This is a genomic window from Marinoscillum sp. (genome assembly GCF_040222955.1).
Classification (GTDB): domain Bacteria; phylum Bacteroidota; class Bacteroidia; order Cytophagales; family Cyclobacteriaceae; genus Marinoscillum.
Genome location: NZ_JAVKCA010000007.1, coordinates 168,375 through 189,335, shown reverse-complemented (window position 1 = coordinate 189,335; position 20,961 = coordinate 168,375). Strand labels below are relative to the sequence as shown.

Sequence of the window (20,961 nt, the reverse complement as noted above, 5' to 3'; positions counted from 1 at the left end):
GAGGATGGCTTTCTTTAGCATGTCATTGGTTAATCATCTCACTAAACTCTTTTTCTGAGAGTATTTGGGTGCCCAGGTTTTGAGCCTTTTCCAGTTTGGCTGGGCCCATATTGGCACCGGCAATCAAAAAATTTGTGCTTCCCGAAATGGAACTGGAGACCTTTCCGCCCAGGCTTTTGATGAGTTTTTTCAATTCCTCACGTTCAAAACTCTCAAAAACACCTGAGACCACAACTGTTTTCCCCTGAAATATTTGTGTCTGATGATCCGAAGTTTGGGTTTCCACCATCTTCATCTGCAGCCCCGAAGCTTTCAGGCGCTCCACCAGTTCTATGTTATCAGGAATGCTAAAGAATTCCACCACGCTCTCTGCTATACGCTCACCGATTTCGTGAACGGCTATTACTTCCTCCATACTGGCACCTCTAAGAGCATCGATGGTTTTGAAATGCTCGGCCAGTTTCTCAGCCACTGTGCGGCCTACATAGCGAATGCCAAGTCCGAACAGGACGTTTTCAAAGGGAATTTGCTTTGATGCCTCGAGTGATTCTACAATGTTTTGTGCAGACTTATCCTTAATCGATCTGATTTTCACTTCTCCCGTGAGCTCATCCCTGTCTTCAAATTTCAATCCGTTTAAGTCTTCAAAGGTGAGGTCATAGAGGTCGGCTATGCCGGAGATTTTGTTCGTTTGGAAGAGCCCCTCTATGGTTTTAGGGCCCAGGTGGGCAATGTCCATGGCATTTCTGGAAATAAAATGCTCTACCCGTCCCATGACCTGGGGAGGACAACCGTCAGCATTTGGACAGTAGTGATTGGCCTCACCCTCTTTTCGCACAAGCGCAGTGCCGCACTCCGGGCAAACTTCCTGATAGGTTGTTTCCAGAGAATCTGACGGTCGACGATCGTGATTAACCCCAGTAATCTTGGGGATGATTTCACCGCCTTTTTCCACAAACACATAGTCTCCAATTCTGATATCCAGTCGCTCTATTTCATTGGCATTGTGCAGGGATGCGCGCTTGACGGTGGTACCTGCCAGGAGTACTGGTTCCAGCTCCGCTACAGGGGTGATGGCTCCTGTGCGCCCCACTTGATAGGTGATGTTATTCAGTCGGGTCTCTGCAGCTTCAGATTTGTACTTATAAGAAATGGCCCATCGTGGGGTTTTTGCTGTAAATCCGAGCTCTTCCTGATGGGCGGTGCTATTCACCTTGATCACGATACCGTCAGTTTCTACAGGCAGTTCGTGTCTCTTTTGCTCCCAGGTGTTGATGTATGCAAAAACCTCTTCCAGGCTATTGCATCGGGCATAGGTGGGGGATACGTTAAAATTCAAACGCTCCAGCATATGAATGGACTCTTCATGGGTACGGGTGTTAATGGGATCTCCTAAGAGGCTGTACAGGTAACAGTCCAGTTTCCTGCTGGCGACCACTGAAGAATCCTGCATTTTGAGTGTGCCTGAGGCTGTATTTCGGGGATTGGCGAGTAGTGCTTCACCATTCTTCTCGCGTTCCTCATTGAGCGATTTAAATACCTTCTTGGGCATAAATACTTCACCCCGTACTTCAAAAGAGTCGGGATAATCACCCTTTAGTCTCAAAGGGATGGTGCGTATGGTCTTCACATTGCTGGTTACTTCATCACCTTTTTCTCCATCACCCCGGGTGACTGCCTGGCTCAAAACTCCTTGTTCATACAGCAGGCTGATGGCCACACCATCAAATTTGAGCTCGCAGAAGTATTCATAATCTTCCGTTCCCAATCCTTTCATCACGCGTTTATCAAACTCAATGAGGTCATCTTTGGAATACGTGTTTCCTAGTGACAGCATCCGATGTTTATGATAGACGGTGTTGAAATTTTTAGTGATGGTACCACCAACTCTGTGAGTGGGGGAATCCTCCAGCTTGAACTCAGGATAGGCTGCCTCCAACTCTTCCAACTGCTTCAGTTTCTGGTCAAACTCAAAGTCTGAAATCTCAGACCTGTTTTCCTGATAGTAGATATAACTATGGTGATTCAGCTCCTGCGTGAGGCTGGCTATTTTCTCTTGTGGTGATGTGCTCATGGGTCAGATTTCGTCCTTACAAATCTAATAAGTAGAACAAATAAGCAGACGTGTGCAGAGGGTTTATTGCGTATGCGTTTAAGATTTACAGAGGATGATTTTCACCTGGAGTGTGTTTTTATTCACCAGCCTACAAACCTGCATTGGATTGATTGTTATAATTTTGAGCCAATGATGGTAACGGAGGTTTTGGATAGGCAAGTGGATTTTCATCCATTGATACACCGGGTAGGGAAGGTAGCGGCAGATTTGGGTGTTTCAGCTTACATAGTGGGCGGTTATGTACGGGATCTTATTCTGGGTAGAAATTCCAAGGATATCGACTTTGTGTGTTTAGGTAGTGGTATCCGTCTGGCAGAGCAGTTGAAGAAAGAACTCGGCAAGGAAGCTAAATTGGCGGTGTATAAAAACTTCGGTACAGCGGCCATCACTTATGATGGCTATGAGCTGGAATTTGTAGGCGCCAGAAAGGAGAGCTATAGAGCGGATTCCAGAAAACCGATTGTAGAGGATGGCACCCTGGAGGATGATCAAAATAGACGCGATTTTACGATCAATGCACTGGCGATCAGTCTTAACGAGAACGACTTTGGATCATTAATAGACCCCTTTGGTGGAGTAGAGCACCTGAGTCAGAAGCTGATCAAAACACCATTGGAGCCGGAAGTAACCTTCTCAGACGATCCGCTTCGGATCATGCGGGCCATCAGGTTTGCCACCCAGTTGAAATTTGACATAGATCCGGATACTTTCAATGCCATTGTGAGTCAGAAGGAGCGTATCAATATCATTTCTCAGGAGCGGATCACTGATGAGCTTAATAAAATCATCCTGGCTGATACTCCTTCTTATGGTTTTAAACTTTTGTTTTCTTCAGGTTTATTAGAGATCATCTTCCCGGAAATGGCACGACTCCAGGGTGTGAAGAAGGTGAATGGGAAATCCCACAAGGACAATTTTTACCATACCCTCCAGGTGTTGGACAACATCAGTGAGGATACCGATGACCTCTGGTTGAGATGGTCGGCCATTCTTCATGACATTGCCAAGCCCGCCACACAGCGTTTTCATGACAAAGCAGGATGGACTTTTCACGGGCATGAAGACATGGGAGCCCGATGGGTGCCGAAGATCTTTAAAAATCTGAAGCTGCCGCTGAATGACAAAATGAAATATGTACAAAAGCTCGTGAGACTTCATTTGAGGCCCATCGCTTTGGTGAATGAAAAGGTGACAGACTCGGCGATAAGGAGACTGCTTTATGAGGCCGGTGATGATATTGAAGACCTGATGACCCTGTGCAGGGCAGATGTTACTTCCAAGAACATGGATCGGGTACGGCGTTATTTGGCCAATTTCATTAATGTGCAGAACAAGATCAGGGAAGTAGAGGAAAGAGATCATCTTCGCAATTTTCAACCTCCGGTATCAGGGGAAACCATCATTGAGACGTTTGGTATCAAGCCCTCCGTAATTGTGGGTGAGATTAAAAACGCCATTAAAGAAGCAATTCTGGACGGGCAGATCAAAAACAACCCTACAGAGGCGTATGATTTGATGCTGGAGATAGGAAAAGCCAAAGGGCTGACTGTCAAATCAAAGTAATTTCTATTTTTGCAACTTCTGAAAATTTCACACTAAACAAATAACATGAAATACCTTGCCACTTTATTGATTGCCCTATGTGCAATCTCCGCATCCGCACAGCAGCAGGCCCCTAAGGACAGTATTCCTTATGAGCTGAGAAAACAGGCATATATCTACACCCTTGCCAAAAAATACAATGATCCGGATGTAGCAAGGATGGCCCTCTACAATCTGATTGCTACTAACCCCAACAGCAGTGCTGTACTTGACTCACTGGCGTTGCTTTATTTCGATTATCAGCAGTATGCTTCTGCCGCTCTTGTAGCCCAGGATGCCATGAAGATCGATCCGAATGACTTATTTGCTACCGAAGTGGCCGCTGTGGCTTTTGATAACCTGGGGGTGAAAACCAGAGCAGTCAATAACTATGAGAAGCTGTATCTGGCGAATAATGACCTGGGGACGCTTTATAAGATCGCCTTTTTGCAGCTGGAGCTGAAGCGACATGGTGAAGCCATTAACAACGCTGATGTTATCATTGCTTCTCCTAAGTCAGACGAACTTAAGCTGGTTTTTCCGATAGACAACTCCAGAACACAGGAGATTTCTTTAAAAGCAGCTACCGTGCGTATGAAAGGAATGATCGAAGCAGATAAGGGAAACACATCACTCGCCAGAGAGCTTTATCAGAAAGCGCTGGACATGGAGCCTGATTTTGCCATGCTCAAGGAGCAAATCGCAGCACTCGATAAGAAGTAATTGCTACTGTTCAACACGTTGCTTGAGTCGCTCCAGCCATTTGAGCAACGTGGTGTGCAGTTTCTGGTGACTGAAAAACAGGGTCAGAAAACCCTGAAGTGACTCCTCTGTGGATACAATGGTTTGATTGTCTCCGGAATCCTCCAGGCGCCATACCTGAATGGCCTTGACCCCTTTATTGGAACCTGTCCAGCTCAGGAGCTCAGGAGGTTGTACTTTTCTGAGAGTGGAAGTTGCTGTGGAGCCATTAATGGTCCAGCGAAATTCAGCGCCATCTTTCACCTCATCAATTTTCACAGACTTGATGTCTTTATTCCACTCCGGCCATTTCGACATATCGATTAATACCTCCCAGACCTTTTGAATGGGTGCATTGATGATGACAGATTGGCTGTCTCTAATGCTCGCATCAGGATTGATTCTTCCATTTTCGGCCAGTGGTGCTAAAATCTTCATAGGGTGGTATCTAGTGCTTCATGGTAAATTTACAATTTTAGATCAATTACCAAAACGTTTTACCATCTACTGTGCTGTAGCGTGTCGGGTATAGTCCGACTGCATTTGGGCCACAATCCTTCTGTTGAAAAATGCTGAAATAAGTCCGCCAGCCACGTAGGTGACGGCTACAGCAGAATATATACCCGCCACTCCAAAGGAATAATCCAGCAGATAGAGCAAAGGAATACAGATAACGACCATCTGTACAAAAATGATCAAAGATGCCGCCAGAGGTTTGCTGAGCGTATTAATATTGCTATTCACCACCTGGACTATGCCCTGAAAACCGAAAGAAAAAGATACGATGGTCAGGTACATCTTTGTGGACCGGATTACTTCAGGATTATCGGTGAAAATGCTGGCAATAGGGTCATTGAACAGATATAAAATCAGCGCCATGCCCAGACCCCAGAGGACACTAAAGACATTTCCATAGAAAACACCAGTACGAATTCTGTCAAAATGGTTGGCGCCAAAGTTTTGCCCCGTGAACGGACCTATGGAGGCAGAAAGGGCAAATAATATACTCATGGAGAGAAACTCTATTCTGGTAGCCACGCCGTAGCCAGCTACCATGAAATCTCCATAGCCAGCCAGGAGGGCGGTGATCACCCCAGTAGAGATGGGAACAATCATTTTGCTAAGTCCTGAAGGGATGCCGATGTGCAGGATGGCTTTCCAGCATCCCATCAGAGTTTTCCAGGCGGGGATGGCCTTAATGATCAGTTTTTCTCGTCTGGCCAATACCCAAAGTGAGAGTACCATAGTCATGGCACGCGAGATGGCCGTGGCTATCGCGGCACCTTTCATTCCCAGCTCCGGGAAAGGACCATAGCCAAAAATGAGAAGAGGGTCAAGCGCGGCATTGATCAGCACGGCAAAGATCATGATCAAGCTAGGGGTTCGGGTATCACCTGTGGCCCGGATGGCACTGTTACCCACAAACGGGATAATCACGAAAAATAGGGCCAGGTACCAGATAGACATGTATTCGATCACATAGGGCAGAATTTCGTCACTTGCACCCAGTAGTTTGAAAGTAGGAGTGATGGTGAATAGCCCGATGATAATAAATACTCCTGCGATCAGTACCGATAAGACCAGGCTATCTGTGGTTTCACGAGCGGCTTTTTGCCGGTCATTTCTGCCGATAGATCGGGAGATCAACGCTGTAGCCCCAATGCCCAATCCCTGAATGATACTGAAGATCACCAGGATCACAGGGAAGGTGAAGCTGAGTGCCGCCAGCTGCAGACTCCCCAGCTTGCCTACAAAATAGGTGTCTACCAGGTTAAAGGCTACCATGCTCAGAATTCCCATCATCATGGGCAGGGTAAGCCCTATTAATTTCTTAGGGATGGATCCAGTGGTGAGGTCTTTTTTATTCGCTTTCAAAATGCTTCATTGATGTTGATATAAAAACCATCCGTCAGGTGGCCGCGAGCATAATCCAGACGGATTCTTATTCGCTCTACTGAGTTGATTTCATACCTCAGACCAACACCATAGCTTCCTAAAAGTTTCTCATATTGCATAAAGTTGTCAGACACTGCTCCCAATCCTCCGAAAGCGCTCAAAACCACTTTGTTAAAAATGTAATGACGCAGTTCGGTCTGGGCCACTGTAAAATGATGATCCCGGTAAGCGCCTTTGTAGTAGCCACGCATTCTTTTCGATCCACCCATCAGGGCATAGTTGTAAAATGGTGGGTTCCCCAATACAGATTGCTGATAGAACTGAAAAGCTGTCTCCAGCCGCTCTCCAACATGAAAGTATTTACGGACATCCAGAAAGATGTCTGTAAATGCATAATCTCCAATCAGGGATTTTTCATACTTCAGGAGTCTCCCTTCCAGGTAGTATCCTTTGTAAGGGCAAAAGACATTGTTTCGTTTGTCCAATATAAATGAAGCACCAAAACCCATCAAAACTCCCGGATCATTTCCGAGGACGTCATTGCCCTCTAAGGCCCCATTCGGATCGGTGGATATTTTGAAATAATGATCATAAAAGAGTGTTGGGCCCAGATAAAAGTCTTTTTGAGCCTGGCGGAGTGCATTTATTTCCACCCTAAGAAAATCGGCCGTATAAAACTCGGCTTCATTTAGGTCGTTACCCACGCCATAGTATTCATATGGGTAAACATAAAAGCCCAGCTCACCATTGATCCAGTACTGCTCGTTGTTCAGAAACACATTGTAGCGGTTGGTGAAGAGAATTTGACTTTCCAGGGTGTAAATGAAAATATTCTGAATATTTGATGGCCGTACATCCGGATTCTTCCTGGAACGAAAGTAGGTGAGGCTGGCGGCACCGAATCCCAGACTTGTTTCGGGTGAATAGAAAACAGCGGGAAGGACGATAAAGCCTTTTTTCTTTACCGTACTGTCAGCTTTTTGTCCATGAAGGTTCAGCCCGGCAAATACTGTAAGTATTAACAGTACTTGTTTGAGCCAGCCAAGTGTGGGTTTAAATGATGTCATTTAAGAAGAGTGAAGCCTATTTGAGGTTATGCATAATGTCTAATATTAGTGATAATGAATCAGTTTGGCATCCATTAGCCAGTGAATGATGTCAAATATTTTGACTTTCAAACTAAAAATAAGGATCCTCGGCGGAAGGGAAGCTCAGGTAAAATTGAGTTTTAAGAGGAGTACTTGCGGAGTAGATAAAATGTTGTTTATTTCGTGAACCTTTTGAGAGATCAGGAGGTTATTCTTGCCAAATTTTCTCGATAAACAATGGAAAAAATAACGTTAGGTTCAGGGTGTTTCTGGTGTACGGAAGCTGTGTTTCAGCGGCTAAATGGGGTGGAGTCTGCTGTGTCTGGTTATTCCGGTGGAAAGACCAAAGATCCCTTTTATAAAGAGGTGACCACAGGCAGGACCGGTCATGCCGAAGTGGTGCAGGTGACCTATGATCCGGCGGTAATTGGTCTGGAGGAGATTTTAGAGGTGTTTTGGAAGACCCACGATCCTACCACGCTAAACCGACAAGGCAACGATGTGGGTACTCAGTACCGATCGGCTATATTTTATCATGATCAGGCGCAAAAGGAGGTGGCCGAGCGATTGAAAATGACGCTGGATGAATCAGGAGCATGGGGAGATCCCATTGTTACCGAAATCACACCATTTGAGGTGTTTTATCCTGCAGAAAATTACCATCAGGATTACTTCAACGAGAATGGCAGCCAGCCATATTGCCAATTTGTGGTGGCTCCCAAGGTGAAGAAATTCAAGGAGGTATTTGCTGATAAGCTGAAAAAAGATTGATTCAAAAAAAGGGCCTCATGATCGAGGCCCTTTTCGTTTAGAAGTGAGTATTACTCTCGGAGTTTCCAGATTTTCGCCTGAATGTCCGTGCCATCAAACCAGAAGTTTTGTTCTTTGCCTACCTTCAGTGCTTCAGAGTATAGCTTTAGCGCTTCATCTCTTTCACCCTTATCGCGATAGTAGTCACCTTTTATTTCCAGATTAAATGGGTCTTTGTTGATTTCTATGGATTTGTTGATCCAGTCCAGAGCCTGCTCCACGTTTTCCTGTTTTCTGAAACACACCTTGGCACTCTGAGCCATCGTCTTCCAGTCGTAAGGTGCTGCATCCTCCACAGCTTCTTTTGCTTTTTTCACTGCATTACTGTCATCTGGAGCAGCCTGGGTGCCGTAAGTGAAAACCATTAGCAGTGCTGCTACTCCCATCATTCTTTGAATTGATTTCATACCTGTTTGTATTTATAGTTGAGAATTGAATATTTGGAATTTCCAGGCATCAATTCTGTGCCATAATTTTAACTAGCTGATAATGAGTTATTTAATGGTATTTTGAGCTTTGTGTGGTGTTCATGATCGAATGAAAATGTTCACATTTTTGAACACTTGCTCAAAATGAAGACATGAAAAAAGTTACACGTAGGGGCATTATTTAACACTTTTTTTAGAAAATACCTGTTTCCGGCTTTTGTCTACCGTCTATATAAGTATGGCATGAGTTGTCCAATGAATTGAGCTATTTTAGCAGTACTCAGTATTCGATGAAATGACCCAATGAAAAAAAGTATAGTTGTGCTAATGGCCTTTGCTGGTATGCTCAATGGCTATAGTCAGTTGAAATCACCAACCGGTTTTTTAGGCTATGAGCCTGGTGATCAGTTTAGTCGCCATCATCAGGTGGTAAGCTACTTTCAGCACGTCGCTGAGGCTTCACCTCAGGTCGTGCTTCAGCAGTATGGAGCGTCTTATGAAAAGCGACCTTTGTATCTGGCGTTTGTGTCCACCGGGGAAAACCTCGACAAACTGGAAACCATTCGTACAGATAATCTGAAGCGTGCCGGATTGATGAGTGGATCCCCTGAGTTGTCTGTCAGCGTGGTTTGGCTGAGCTACAATGTACACGGCAATGAATCCGTATCAACAGAAGCTGCTTTAGCCACGGTGTATGAGCTGGTGAGAGATGGATCCGATAAGGCCGAATGGCTTAAAAATACCCTCATCGTGATGGATCCATGTGTCAACCCTGATGGGAGGGAGCGCTATGTAAATTTTTACTGGCAATATGGCAATCAGCCCTACAATGCCAACCCTGACTCGTGGGAGCACAATGAGTCGTGGCCTGGAGGCAGAGCCAATCACTATCTGTTTGACCTGAACAGGGATTGGGCCTGGCAGACCCAGGTGGAAAGTCAGCAGCGAATGGCCGTATACAACCAGTGGCTCCCGCAGATTCACGTGGACTTTCATGAGCAGGGAATCAACGCTCCCTATTATTTTGCTCCTGCGGCAGAGCCCTTTCATGAGTTGATTACGGACTGGCAGCGAGATTTTCAGACACAGATCGGTAAGAATCACTCAAAGTATTTTGATGCGAACAACTGGTTTTACTTCACCAAACAGTATTTTGATTTACTCTATCCAAGTTATGGAGATACCTATCCGATTTACAATGGTGCCATAGGAATGACCTACGAGCAGGGCGGCTCAGGGAGAGCAGGCCTTGGGGTATTGAAAGAGGAGGGAGATACCCTCACGCTGAAAGACCGAATAGATCACCATTATACTACAGGATTGTCCACAATAGAGATTACTGCTCAGAATAATGAAAAGGTGCTCAGTGAGTTTTCAAAGTTCTTCAATCAAAAGGCTACCTCCAATTATAAGAGCTATGTCCTGAAATATGATGGTAACCAGGGTAAGTTTGATGCACTGAGGCGTTGGTTGGATGCACAGGGAATCCGCTATGGGTCTGCCAGTACTTCTAAACCGCTCAGTGGCTATCACTATGGCTCTGGGAAAACGAAGAGCTTCTCCATAGGCGCAGAGGATATCGTGATCTCTGCGGATCAGCCAAAGTCGGTACTAACGTCTGTCTTGTTCGAGCCGAAAACAAAACTCTCTGATTCACTTACCTATGATATCACAGCCTGGGCGGTACCTTATGCTTACGGCGTGGAGGCTTATGCTACAAGTGCTGCTCTTTCTGTGGGAGCAAGCAAGACTACGCCTCTGGAGTCAACGAAACTTTCTGATGCTTATGGGTATATCTTCAGGTGGGAGAATATGCAGGATGCTCGCTTACTGACAGCTTTGCTGAAAGAGAAGGTGCAGGTTCGTTTTACCACCAAACCTATTCGTTTGGGAGATAAGGTCTTTAATCAGGGGTCTTTTCTGGTGACTCAACGAGACAATGCTAAAATCCCCGATTTCACGACTTTTGTTAGTGACCTGAGTGCTGAATATGGACGCTCTGCTACAGCCATTACTTCTGGTTTTGTTTCTTCCGGACCAGACATAGGATCAGCCGATGTACGGTTCCTAAAGGCTCCCAAAGTGGCTTTGATTGGAGGTCCCGGGACCTCATCGCTTGATTTTGGAGCTACCTGGCATTTTTTCGAGCAGGAGCTTGGGTACCCCATTACCACCCTCTCGACAGAATACTTCAATAGAGTGGATTTGAATCAATATGACGTACTTATCATGCAAAATGGCTGGTACAGTGATTTTAAGGATAATACCATGCAAAAAATCAGCGATTGGGTGGCAGATGGGGGTACTTTGATTGCCGTGCAGGGCGCACTCGGGAAATTGGCAGATAGTGATTACAGCGAACTGAGCACCTTCAACTCAGATGCGGAAAAGGCAGCATTTGAAGACATGGATAATATGGTCAAAGAAGAACTGAAACTGGTGCCTGATGCTGATAGGGAACGCTATGAAATCAGGGAATATGTAGCCGGTGCCGTGTTTAAAGTTCATCTGGACAAAACACACCCTTTGGCATTTGGCTATGGTGATTCCTATTTTTCTTTGAAAACCTCGGCTTCCAGGTATGGCTATTTACCCTCAGGGAATGTAGGCGTGATCAAATCCTCTGAGGATCATTTGAGTGGTTTTGCAGGTCAATTGGTAAGGGACAAAGTAGGAAGTTCATTGGTGTTTGGGGTAGAGTCTGTCGGGGCAGGTAATATGGTCTATATGGCTGATAATCCATTATTCAGGTCTTTTTGGCAAAATGGAAAATTGCTGTTTACCAATGCCATATTCTATGTTGGAAATTAGTTTAGTCAATGAATAATTGGTGGAAAACCAATATTACCAGCCCGGTGATCAACCGGCTGGGCCGGATAAAGGAATTGAATCACTTCAGCAGGGCTCCTATATTGATTGGTGGGTGTGGCCGATCAGGTACCAGTTTACTCCTTTCCATGCTTTCGGCTCACCCGAAAATATTCTCTTTTCCCAAGGAACTAGACGCCTTTACCGAATGGCATGAGGGCAGTGGGGGGCTGGTGCCCACACGCCTTGATCGACTTTACAGGGCTATTCTGACACACAGAATTCCTACCCAAAGTCATCGTTGGTGTGAGAAGCGTCCGGCTAATGTCCGGTATATTTCTGAAATCCTCCGGTATTTTGGGCCGGATGCCAGGTTTATTCACCTGGTGAGAGACCCACGTGCTGTGTGTACTTCCATTCACCCCGAAAGACCCCATGAGTACTGGATCCCGGTGGATAGGTATATAGGGGATGTAGCGGCAGGGCTGACTTTTGCGGACCATCCCCAGGTATTTACATTAAAATATGAACACCTTATCACGGACTATGCCGCACAGATGTCACGCCTCTGTCATTTTATAGAAGAGCCCATGACTGAAGAAATGCACCATTGGTATGAACATGCCAGGGTTAGGAATAACAGGGCCTGGTTTGGCAGTGTGAAGGAAGTTTATCCTAAGGCGTTGGACAAGTGGAAGAACCAGGTTCATCAGGCCCGGGTAGAGGAGATCATGAAGAGGCCAGAGATAATCAGACTTATGGATAGTTTGGGCTATGTGATCTAAAGCTTTATCATAAAATAGGGAAGATGAAATTGCGTTAGGTTGAATGAACTGTATTATTTTGGCATCTTTAACCCATACTTCAATGAAAAAAATAGCTTTACTCGCCTTTTGTCTGTCAATGTTTGGCTTAGCCAATGCCCAAATTTCCAAAGGAGAACACTTTTTGGGAGGTACTGTGAATATTAGTGATAATGATGGGTCTGGGTCGCTTACTTTATTGCCAGAGTACTGGTATGCCATTGGTGATCAGGATATACTTGGACTCGCTATAGGATATATTTCACGTTCAGTCCCTGATGTTTCCTACACCATTTTTCGTCCCAGTTACACCAAGACATTCCCAATTGAAGATAATTTTTTCTGGTTTTTGAATGGCTATCTTGATTTGAGCTTTGGCGATCAGGAAAGAGTAGCGCCTGGTGTTAGTCCAGGGTTGGGCTATCGTGTTCACAAAAGCACCGTGGTTGTTCTTCGTGGTGGAGGCATTTCTTATGACTTTAAGGAGAAGTACTTTGACATGGGGGTTAATACAGCCAATATGGGAATGAGTGTCTATTTCAGAATAGCTGGTAAATAAAGCCAGAGGAAATATCTCATTTAATTAGTATTTTTACCATCATTATTTGCTTTTTACTAAAATAATGATCTTATTTACTTCCATAATGTGGAAGCTATGAATAAAAATGCTAATATATTTAGGGTTAAAGACCTGCTGACAGTGGCCGCAGATGTCTCATTTGATGACGAGTATGCCCTTAAGCTTAATTCCAAGAAACTGAAATCCGGCAAGTGTCAGGTGAAGTTTTATGCCACCATACGGGAGCGTAAGGATATGTATGGGTATGTATTGGTGGATGCCAATAAGACCCTCCGGGATGTGGTGGTTACCATTAAGGAAAAACTTCACACCATCCGTCAGACCAAAGAGTTTCATCATCTACATTTGTATTCTATTGGCAAGTCAGGACGGGATGATATGAATTTCATTATTTTCGATAGCTGATTCCCTCATGGGTAAAACGATACACCGTACCATTAATCAAGTAGAGTTGTGAGCATAATAGCTGAAAACATCAAATTTTTAAGGAAACAGGCCGGGTACACTCAGGAGCAGTTTGCCAATGAGGTGGGCATTAAACGGTCTGTGGTGGGTGCCTATGAAGAGGCGAGGGCAGAACCCAGGCTTCAAACCCTCATGAGCATTGCTGAAGTACTCAAGGTGACCACCGATGATTTGATCGCTACTGATCTGACCACTGGAAAAGGAAGTTCGTCGCGGGATAAAGTCCGAATCTTATCCATTACTGTAGATAAGGAGGACAATGAAAATATTGAGTTGGTTCCTCAAAAGGCTGCTGCTGGCTACATGAATGGGTATTCGGATCCGGAATACATCTCCGAGCTTCCCAAGTTTAACCTTCCAATGCTTCCTAAGAACGCCACTTACAGAGCTTTTGAGATTTCCGGAGATTCAATGTTGCCAATCACTTCCGGTTCTATAGTGATAGGTAAGTACCTTGAAAGCATCACAGAGATCAAAAATGGTAAAACCTATGTGCTGGTGACTGATAGGGAAGGTGTGGTTTATAAGCGAGTGTTCAACTACATCGAGGAGAAGGGTACACTTTACCTGGTTTCTGATAACAAGTCTTTTTCGGCTTATGAAGTCGATCCGAAAGAAGTAATGGAGATTTGGGAAGCCAGGGCTTACATAAGTATTCAGTTTCCTGATCCTGAGTCGGCAAACGAACTTTCTATTGATAAAATAGCAGGCATGGTGCTCAATCTTCAGCACGATGTGAATGAGATTAAGAAAAATATCAGATAAACAACATCTCATTTTTCCCACCTTCGTAATAATAGACTTGATTTGCGTTCGTTTCAGCTCTAGCTCACGACTATCCTTGAAGAAGTTTCTTTTTATTGCGTTTTCCTTGTTTTCTCTCGTTGCGTTTGCACAGACCACCACGGTTTCTGGCAAAGTGATTGAATCTGCTACAGGTACCCCTATACCTTTTGCTAATGTGATTTTCACTGGGACACAAGATGGTACCATCACGGATTTTGATGGCAACTTCATAGCCAGGACCAACCAAAAGGTGGATTCAATTGAGGTACGCTACATTGGTTTTGTCATGCGTGCTAAGCCCCTTGAGAGAGGCCGTGATCAGATCATCAATTTTCAAATGGATGAGGATGTTAAGACCCTGGGGGAGGTGGTGGTGTATGCCGGAGAGAATCCGGCCTGGCCGATCATGCGAAATATCATCCGTAATAAGGACCTGAATGACAAGCGCAGCTTAAGTGCCTATCAGTATGAAAGTTATACGAAAGTTGAATTTGATGTAGATAACATCTCTGATCGGTTTAGGAACAGGAAGATTGTTAAAAAGATCACCAATGTGCTGGACAGTATAGAACAGATTGCCGGAGAAGATGGAATGCCCATCTTACCTGTGTTTATCTCAGAGGCCATTTCTGACTTCTATTACAAAAAGGACCCAAAATTCAAGCATGAAAACATCATCAAAACTAAAGTAAGCGGGGTGGGGATCACCGATGGTACCTTGACCTCACAGGTCATTGGTTCCACGTTTCAGGAGTACAACTTCTACCAGAACTGGCTCAATATTGTCACCAAAGAATTTGTTTCTCCACTCACAGATGGGTGGAGACTCTACTATGATGTTTACCTGGAGGACAGCGCTTATATCAACGATCACTACTGTTATCGGATTGATTTTTATCCCAAAAGGGAACAGGACTTGGCCTTTACTGGCACCATGTGGATTACCAGGGAGGAGTATGCGCTTAAACGGATAGATGCTTCAGTGCCCAAAGCCGCCAATCTCAATTATATCGAGAAGATCAAGATTCAGCAAGATCTCATCAAGACTACCGCTGGCCCATGGTTACCGGAAAAGACAAGGGTGGTGGTGGATGTGTCACAGGTCACAAAGGAGACGGCAGGAATGCTGGCCAAATTCTATGTTTCTACCAAAGATCACGTAGTAAACCAACCTAAGCCCAATGGCTTCTATCTAAACCCGGTAGTGATGGAGGAAACCGTTCGCGATTACGATGAGCAGTATTGGGCCGAAAACAGACATGATTCATTGTCACCCACAGAAATCAATGTTTTCAGCATGATCGATTCAATGAAACGAATACCGGTGGTTAAAACCTACATGGACCTGGCCAAGTTTGCGGTGAATGGATACTATAAAGTGGGCCCGATAGATGTTGGGCCATATTCTACGTTTTTTGGTAACAACAACATCGAAGGGGTACGTGTAGGTTTTGGAGGCCGCACCACCATAGACCTCAGCAGGAAGTGGACCTTTGGTGGTCATGTAGGTTATGGATTCGATGATGAGCGCATCAAGTACCGCTTTTATGCCGACCGGATACTGGACAGGCAGCCCTGGACCAACATCAAATACGAGCAACAACGGGAGGTAGAGCAGGTATGGCTGCTCAATGAACACATTGAGCCTAATAGTCTTTTTTACTCTCTGAGCAGATTCGGTACCCTCACCCAGCCCTTTCTCATCAATAAGTACAGGCTGAGTCTCTTTAGGCAGATCAGTGCCGGGTTCGGAGCCACTTTTGCGTTCAAGCATGAATCTTTTGATCCATTCTTTGATTTTCAGTACTATCGCAACCCCGGGGATACGGAGACCTCAGATGCCTACGAAGTAAGTGAAGCTTCTGTATCTATGCGGTATGCCAAGGACGAGCTTTTTGTAATCAATGACAATGAACGCCTTAGTCTGGGGACCGTCCGATGGCCAGCGTTCAACCTGGATTATACCTATGGCTTCAAGGGCATATTGGGAAGTGATTTCGAATACCATAAAATAAAGCTCTCAGTCGAGAAGGATCAGAAAATGGGCATCCTTGGAGTATCTAAGATCAGACTTACGGGTGGATATATTGCTGGAGATTTACCCTACACACTGCTGTATAATACCATCGGTAATGAGACTTTCTTTTATGTGAATTTCGCTTACAACCTGATGGATTATTTTGAGTTCAGTACGGATAAATACGTTGAATTCAGATATCGACATTCCTTTGAAGGATTCATTCTAAATACCATTCCGCTGATGAAGAAACTGAAATGGCGCCTGATCGGTAGTGCCAATATGCTTTATGGGGACATTAGCGATCGCAACCTTTCCATGACCAAAAATAAGATGGTGGATGGGGTGGAGGTGCTGCCCTTTTATCAGCTTGATCATAGACCCTACATTGAGCTGGGTTATGGGGTAGAAAATATCTTTAAAGTTTTCTCTGTCGAAGCCTTTCACCGACTCACTTACCTCGATCGCCAGGATGTTCGTAAATTTGGTTTGAAATTTAATATCCAACTCATCCTGTAGTGATATACCGAGTCCTCATTTGTTTTTTGATTTTGGCTGGTTGCGCAGACCATCAGAAATATCCTATTACAGAAGTCTCAGTGGGCCCTGATTATTACCTCACAGCTTTGAGGTCAATCAACTCCGAAATCAGGGACAAACCCAGGGATGTACTGCTAAGAAAGAAGCGCCTGTTTATCAATCAAAAACTTAGATGGCCTGAAGAAGCAGACGCTGACCTTGATTTTATCATTTCCAATGCCGGATTGGATCAGGAGATCTATTCATATGGTCAGGATTATTTCAGAACCCATCATTTGTATGAAAAAATGCTTGATTATGTGGGGTTTTGGGAAGAACTGAACGGCTTTTCTGGTGATAACCTCCAATGGAGAGTTATTGCTCTGTCAGGTCTGGGGCGGGAGAGGGAAGCCCAGAATCACCTGTGGGATTTGGTGCAGGTGAGTAAAGGTGATCCAGAGAAGTTGACCTTTGCAGCCCGAACCTACCTGGGAATGGAGGACACTACCAGAGCGCTTTATGCATTTAGCAACCTTTCCAGAGCAGATAGTAATCATCCCTCCGTACTGCATGATTATGTGCCGTTACTCCTTGAACACAGCCAGTTTGAAGAAGCAGGTAGGGTACTGGAGCGACTGCAGATCAATGACGATGACCCGGAGGGACAAATGCTTGCCGCAAAGACATTTTATGAGTTGGGTAAGAGTGAGCAGGCCCACTCCAGGTTGCGGGCACTGAAGAGTTCGGAAGTTTATTATCGGCGTGCCATGTGGTACAAATTGGATAACCAGTGGGATTCAGCGACACATTATCTGGATTTGGTGATACAGAAAGACAGTTCGTCAAGGGCTTTACTGGCCAAGGCCGAAATCTACGAAAATCAGGGCTACCTGAACCAATCCTATGCCATCTCATCACTGGTTTTTGAAAAAGATTCCACCAATTCAATTGCCGAAGAAATGGCTCGAAATGTTGGTCGAAAAATTGCATATTTGCGGAGTTTGAGGGAAAGAGAGAAGAGAATCCCCATATTAGATATTTCATCAAAGAAAGAGACTGAGAATGAGTGAAATTAAAATCACTTTACCGGATGGTAGTGAAAGGCATTATGAAAAGGGCATAACTGCCATGGATGTGGCCACGAGCATTAGCGAAGGACTGGCCAGAAATGTATTGGCCGCCAAGGTAAATGGCGAAGTAAGAGATGCTACCCGGCCTATTAACGAAGATGCTACACTCAGTCTGCTCACCTGGAATGATGACGAAGGAAAGTCCACCATGTGGCACTCTTCCGCCCACCTCATGGCTGAGGCACTGGAGGCGCTCTACCCTGGTGTGAAATTGGGTATAGGTCCGCCCATAGAAAATGGATTTTACTATGACGTGGATTTTGGAAATCAGGTTTTTGATGCTGAAAACCTAAAAGCTATAGAAGACAAAATGCTTGAACTGGCACGGGAAAAGAATCCTTATGTCAGAAAGGATATCAGCAAGCAGGATGCGGTGGATTATTACCAGAAAAAGGGAGATGAGTACAAGCTGGAATTGCTTGAAGGCCTGGAGGATGGAAACATTACCTTTTATGAGCAAGGCAATTTCACTGACCTTTGCAGGGGCCCACACATTCCCCACACGGGTTTCATTAAAGCAGCTAAAGTACTCAATATAGCCGGTGCCTACTGGCGTGGGGACGAGAAGCGAAAGCAGCTTACCAGGCTGTACGCCATCACTTTTCCCAAGCAAAAAGAATTAACTGAATACCTCACCCTTCTGGAGGAAGCCAAAAAAAGAGACCATCGTAAGATCGGTAAAGAGCTTGGGCTTTTTACTTTTTCAGAAAAGGTGGGCAAAGGACTTCCTTTGTGGTTACCAAAAGGAGCTGTGCTCCGTGAGCGCTTGGAAAACTTTTTGAAGAAGGCACAGGTAAAAGCAGGATATGAGCAGGTGGTGACTCCCCATATTGGCAGTAAGGAATTGTATGTGACTTCAGGGCATTATGCCAAATATGGTGAAGATTCCTTTCAGCCAATCCATACTCCGGCAGAGGACGAAGAGTTTTTACTGAAACCCATGAACTGCCCGCACCACTGCGAAATCTATAAGTCCAGCCCAAAATCGTATAAGGAATTACCTGTCAGATACGCCGAGTTTGGTACCGTGTATAGATATGAGCAAAGTGGCGAGCTTCACGGACTGACCAGGGTAAGGGGCTTTACGCAGGATGATGCACATATTTTCTGTCGTCCGGACCAGGTGAAAGCTGAGTTTGCTAAAGTGATTGACCTTGTGTTGTATGTTTTCAATACACTGGGTTTTGAGGATTTTACAGCTCAGATATCTCTCAGGGATCCTGAGAACCCGGATAAGTACATCGGTAGCAATGAAAACTGGGACCGAGCCGAGCGCGAGATCACGGAAGTGGCTGCCGAGAAAAACCTGAAAACGGTGGTGGAGCTAGGTGAAGCGGCCTTCTATGGTCCTAAGCTCGATTTCATGGTGAAAGATGCCTTGGGGAGAAAATGGCAACTGGGAACTATTCAGGTAGATTATAACCTGCCTGAGCGCTTCGAGTTGGAGTACACCGGCACTGACAACCAGAAGCACCGGCCAGTGATGATTCACAGAGCTCCTTTTGGCTCTATGGAACGTTTCGTAGCCATTTTGATCGAAAGTACCGCCGGAGATTTCCCGATCTGGCTGGCGCCGGAACAAATTGCCGTATTGCCCATCTCTGAAAAGTATCATGATTATGCCCATTCAGTATACTCTTTTCTTCAGCAAGAAGATATTCGGGGATATATTGATGAACGCGACGAGAAAATCGGTAAAAAGATAAGGGATGCCGAAGTAAAGAAGATACCTTACATGCTCATAGTAGGCGAGCAGGAGTCAGAGAGTGATAGCGTGTCTGTCCGCGCTCATGGCAAGGGGGATCAGGGGAGTATGAAAATCAAAGAATTTAAAGATTTCTTTAACAACACAGTAAAAGAACTGTTAAATAAAGGAAATTAGCATTTTATATAAAGAGAAATAATAACGATATTTGCGTTTTATTTTTCAATGGTAGAACCAAAAAAGGAGGATTACAATTAGTAGACCATACAGAAAGCCGTATAGGGGTCGCGTAGAAGAGCCTTATAAAGTGAACGAAAAGATCAGAGCTCGTGAAGTGCGGGTAGTTGGAGACAATGTTGAAGTGGATGTATATCCCATCGAAAAGGCATTGGAATTAGCCAGACAACAAGGATTAGACCTGGTGGAGATTTCTCCCAAGGCCGAACCGCCTGTTTGTAAGGTGATCGACTATTCAAAGTTCAAATATGAGCAGAAGAAGAAGCAAAAGGAGATCAAAGCCAAAGCTCAGAAAACTGTCGTAAAAGAGATCAGATTTGGACCCAATACGGATGAGCACGATTTCAACTTCAAGTTGAATCATGCGATTAAGTTTCTAAAAGAAGGAGCCAAGGTGAAAGCCTACGTACACTTCGTTGGTCGAACGATCGTTTTCAAAGAGCGTGGAGAAATCCTTCTTTTGAAGTTTGCGCAGGCCGTAGAGGACTATGGTAAGGTAGAACTACTTCCCAAGTTGGAAGGTAAGCGCATGTCTATCATCATTGCAGCGAAATCAGTAAGTAAGAAATAAATAGTAGGAAATGCCGAAGGTAAAAACCAATTCCAGTGCTAAAAAAAGATTTAAACTGACAGGTACAGGTAAAATCAAAAGAAAGCACGCATTCAAAAGTCACATTTTGACCAAAAAAGAAACGAAGCAAAAGAGAAATCTGACGCACGCTGCTTTGGTTCATCCAAGTGACGAGAGAAACGTTAAGCACATGCTTAACCTCTAATTAAGGTTCAATAGTTTAACCCGATAATCTGGCTAACAAGCTCAGTAATGACTGGCGCCAATTGTCAAAAAAGAAAAACAAATGAGATCAGTAAATCATGTAGCATCCAGAGCACGTCGTAAGAAGACGATGAAGCAAGCCAAAGGGTACTGGGGCAGAAGAAAAAATGTCTGGACGGTAGCAAAGAATGCCATCGAAAAAGGTATGCAGTATGCTTACCGTGACAGAAAAGTTAAGAAAAGAGAATACAGAGCACTTTGGATTCAGAGAATCAATGCAGCCGTGAGAGAATATGGCTTGTCATACTCTCAGTTCATGGGTCAGTTGAAAGCTGCCAATGTAGAGATCAACAGAAAAGTTCTTGCTGATTTGGCAATGAATCACCCTGATGCTTTCAAAGCTGTAGTGGATTTAGCTAAAAAATAAGTGTTTAACAGTACTTACTGATTTAGAAGCCTGACCTTTCGGTCGGGTT

General features: G+C 44.7%; 19 protein-coding genes. 14 read left to right on the top strand and 5 right to left on the bottom strand.

Features of this window, described 5'->3' with window-relative positions:
* Positions 1-22 precede the first annotated feature (22 nt).
* Positions 23-2,074 (bottom strand): NAD-dependent DNA ligase LigA, encoded by a 2,052-nt coding sequence (gene ligA / locus RIH33_RS02890; protein ID WP_406653547.1) that lies wholly within the window; start codon positions 2,072-2,074, stop codon positions 23-25.
* Between the two features lie 171 nt (positions 2,075-2,245).
* On the opposite strand from ligA, the gene RIH33_RS02885 reads away from it, so the two are divergent.
* Both RIH33_RS02885 and RIH33_RS02880 read left to right on the top strand, forming a co-directional pair.
* Positions 2,246-3,679, top strand: a complete 1,434-nt coding sequence (locus tag RIH33_RS02885) for a CCA tRNA nucleotidyltransferase (RefSeq protein WP_406653545.1) — start codon at positions 2,246-2,248, stop codon at positions 3,677-3,679.
* Positions 3,680-3,724: 45 nt separating this feature from the next.
* Complete coding sequence (locus RIH33_RS02880) at positions 3,725-4,420, top strand: tetratricopeptide repeat protein (RefSeq protein ID WP_406653544.1); 696 nt, start codon at positions 3,725-3,727, stop codon at positions 4,418-4,420.
* Positions 4,421-4,423: 3 nt separating this feature from the next.
* On the opposite strand, the gene RIH33_RS02875 is transcribed toward RIH33_RS02880, so the two are convergent.
* From RIH33_RS02875 to RIH33_RS02865, 3 genes are all read right to left on the bottom strand, one after another.
* Positions 4,424-4,876 (bottom strand): SRPBCC domain-containing protein, encoded by a 453-nt coding sequence (locus RIH33_RS02875; protein ID WP_406653543.1) that lies wholly within the window; start codon positions 4,874-4,876, stop codon positions 4,424-4,426.
* 66 nt (positions 4,877-4,942) lie between these two features.
* The gene (locus RIH33_RS02870; protein ID WP_406653542.1) at positions 4,943-6,313 is read right to left on the bottom strand and encodes an MATE family efflux transporter; all 1,371 of its coding nucleotides are present in this window, start codon (positions 6,311-6,313) and stop codon (positions 4,943-4,945) included.
* Entirely contained in the window at positions 6,310-7,401 is a 1,092-nt protein-coding gene (locus RIH33_RS02865) for a BamA/TamA family outer membrane protein (protein ID WP_406653541.1), read from the bottom strand. Before RIH33_RS02865 ends, RIH33_RS02870 begins: the two co-directional genes overlap by 4 nt.
* A 258-nt stretch (positions 7,402-7,659) precedes the next feature.
* Here RIH33_RS02865 and msrA point away from each other — a divergent pair, with 258 nt between their 5' ends.
* Complete coding sequence (msrA, locus tag RIH33_RS02860; RefSeq protein WP_406653539.1) at positions 7,660-8,193, top strand: peptide-methionine (S)-S-oxide reductase MsrA; 534 nt, start codon at positions 7,660-7,662, stop codon at positions 8,191-8,193.
* A gap of 50 nt (positions 8,194-8,243) precedes the next feature.
* Here msrA and RIH33_RS02855 read toward each other — a convergent pair whose 3' ends face one another.
* Entirely contained in the window at positions 8,244-8,639 is a 396-nt protein-coding gene (locus RIH33_RS02855; protein ID WP_406653538.1) for a tetratricopeptide repeat protein, read from the bottom strand.
* A gap of 324 nt (positions 8,640-8,963) precedes the next feature.
* Here RIH33_RS02855 and RIH33_RS02850 point away from each other — a divergent pair, with 324 nt between their 5' ends.
* The 11 genes from RIH33_RS02850 (at position 8,964) to rplT (ending at position 20,912) form a co-directional block, all read left to right on the top strand.
* A complete protein-coding gene (locus tag RIH33_RS02850; protein ID WP_406653537.1) occupies positions 8,964-11,471 on the top strand; it encodes a M14 family metallopeptidase in 2,508 nt (835 codons plus the stop codon).
* 8 nt (positions 11,472-11,479) lie between these two features.
* On the top strand, positions 11,480-12,253 hold the full coding sequence (locus RIH33_RS02845; RefSeq protein ID WP_406653536.1) for a sulfotransferase family protein: 774 nt from the start codon (positions 11,480-11,482) through the stop codon (positions 12,251-12,253).
* A gap of 82 nt (positions 12,254-12,335) precedes the next feature.
* Positions 12,336-12,830: a hypothetical protein gene (locus tag RIH33_RS02840; RefSeq protein WP_406653535.1), complete on the top strand. Its 495-nt coding sequence runs from the start codon at positions 12,336-12,338 to the stop codon at positions 12,828-12,830.
* Positions 12,831-12,926: 96 nt separating this feature from the next.
* Positions 12,927-13,256 carry a hypothetical protein gene (locus tag RIH33_RS02835; RefSeq protein ID WP_395416092.1) on the top strand — a complete coding sequence of 110 codons (330 nt, stop codon included), beginning with the start codon at positions 12,927-12,929 and terminating at the stop codon, positions 13,254-13,256.
* 48 nt (positions 13,257-13,304) lie between these two features.
* A complete protein-coding gene (locus RIH33_RS02830) occupies positions 13,305-14,081 on the top strand; it encodes an XRE family transcriptional regulator (RefSeq protein ID WP_406653534.1) in 777 nt (258 codons plus the stop codon).
* A 76-nt stretch (positions 14,082-14,157) separates the two neighbouring features.
* Entirely contained in the window at positions 14,158-16,638 is a 2,481-nt protein-coding gene (locus RIH33_RS02825; protein ID WP_406658518.1) for a DUF5686 family protein, read from the top strand.
* Complete coding sequence (locus RIH33_RS02820) at positions 16,638-17,708, top strand: tetratricopeptide repeat protein (protein WP_406653532.1); 1,071 nt, start codon at positions 16,638-16,640, stop codon at positions 17,706-17,708. The genes RIH33_RS02825 and RIH33_RS02820 overlap by 1 nt, the downstream gene beginning before the upstream one ends.
* Positions 17,701-19,650, top strand: coding sequence for a threonine--tRNA ligase (gene thrS / locus RIH33_RS02815; protein ID WP_406653531.1), 1,950 nt, complete (start codon positions 17,701-17,703; stop codon positions 19,648-19,650). Before RIH33_RS02820 ends, thrS begins: the two co-directional genes overlap by 8 nt.
* Before the next feature lie 130 nt (positions 19,651-19,780).
* A complete protein-coding gene (gene infC, locus RIH33_RS02810; RefSeq protein ID WP_159580083.1) occupies positions 19,781-20,281 on the top strand; it encodes a translation initiation factor IF-3 in 501 nt (166 codons plus the stop codon).
* 10 nt (positions 20,282-20,291) lie between these two features.
* Positions 20,292-20,486, top strand: coding sequence for a 50S ribosomal protein L35 (gene rpmI / locus RIH33_RS02805; protein ID WP_406653530.1), 195 nt, complete (start codon positions 20,292-20,294; stop codon positions 20,484-20,486).
* 81 nt (positions 20,487-20,567) lie between these two features.
* A complete protein-coding gene (rplT, locus tag RIH33_RS02800; RefSeq protein WP_406653529.1) occupies positions 20,568-20,912 on the top strand; it encodes a 50S ribosomal protein L20 in 345 nt (114 codons plus the stop codon).
* Positions 20,913-20,961: the final 49 nt, after the last annotated feature.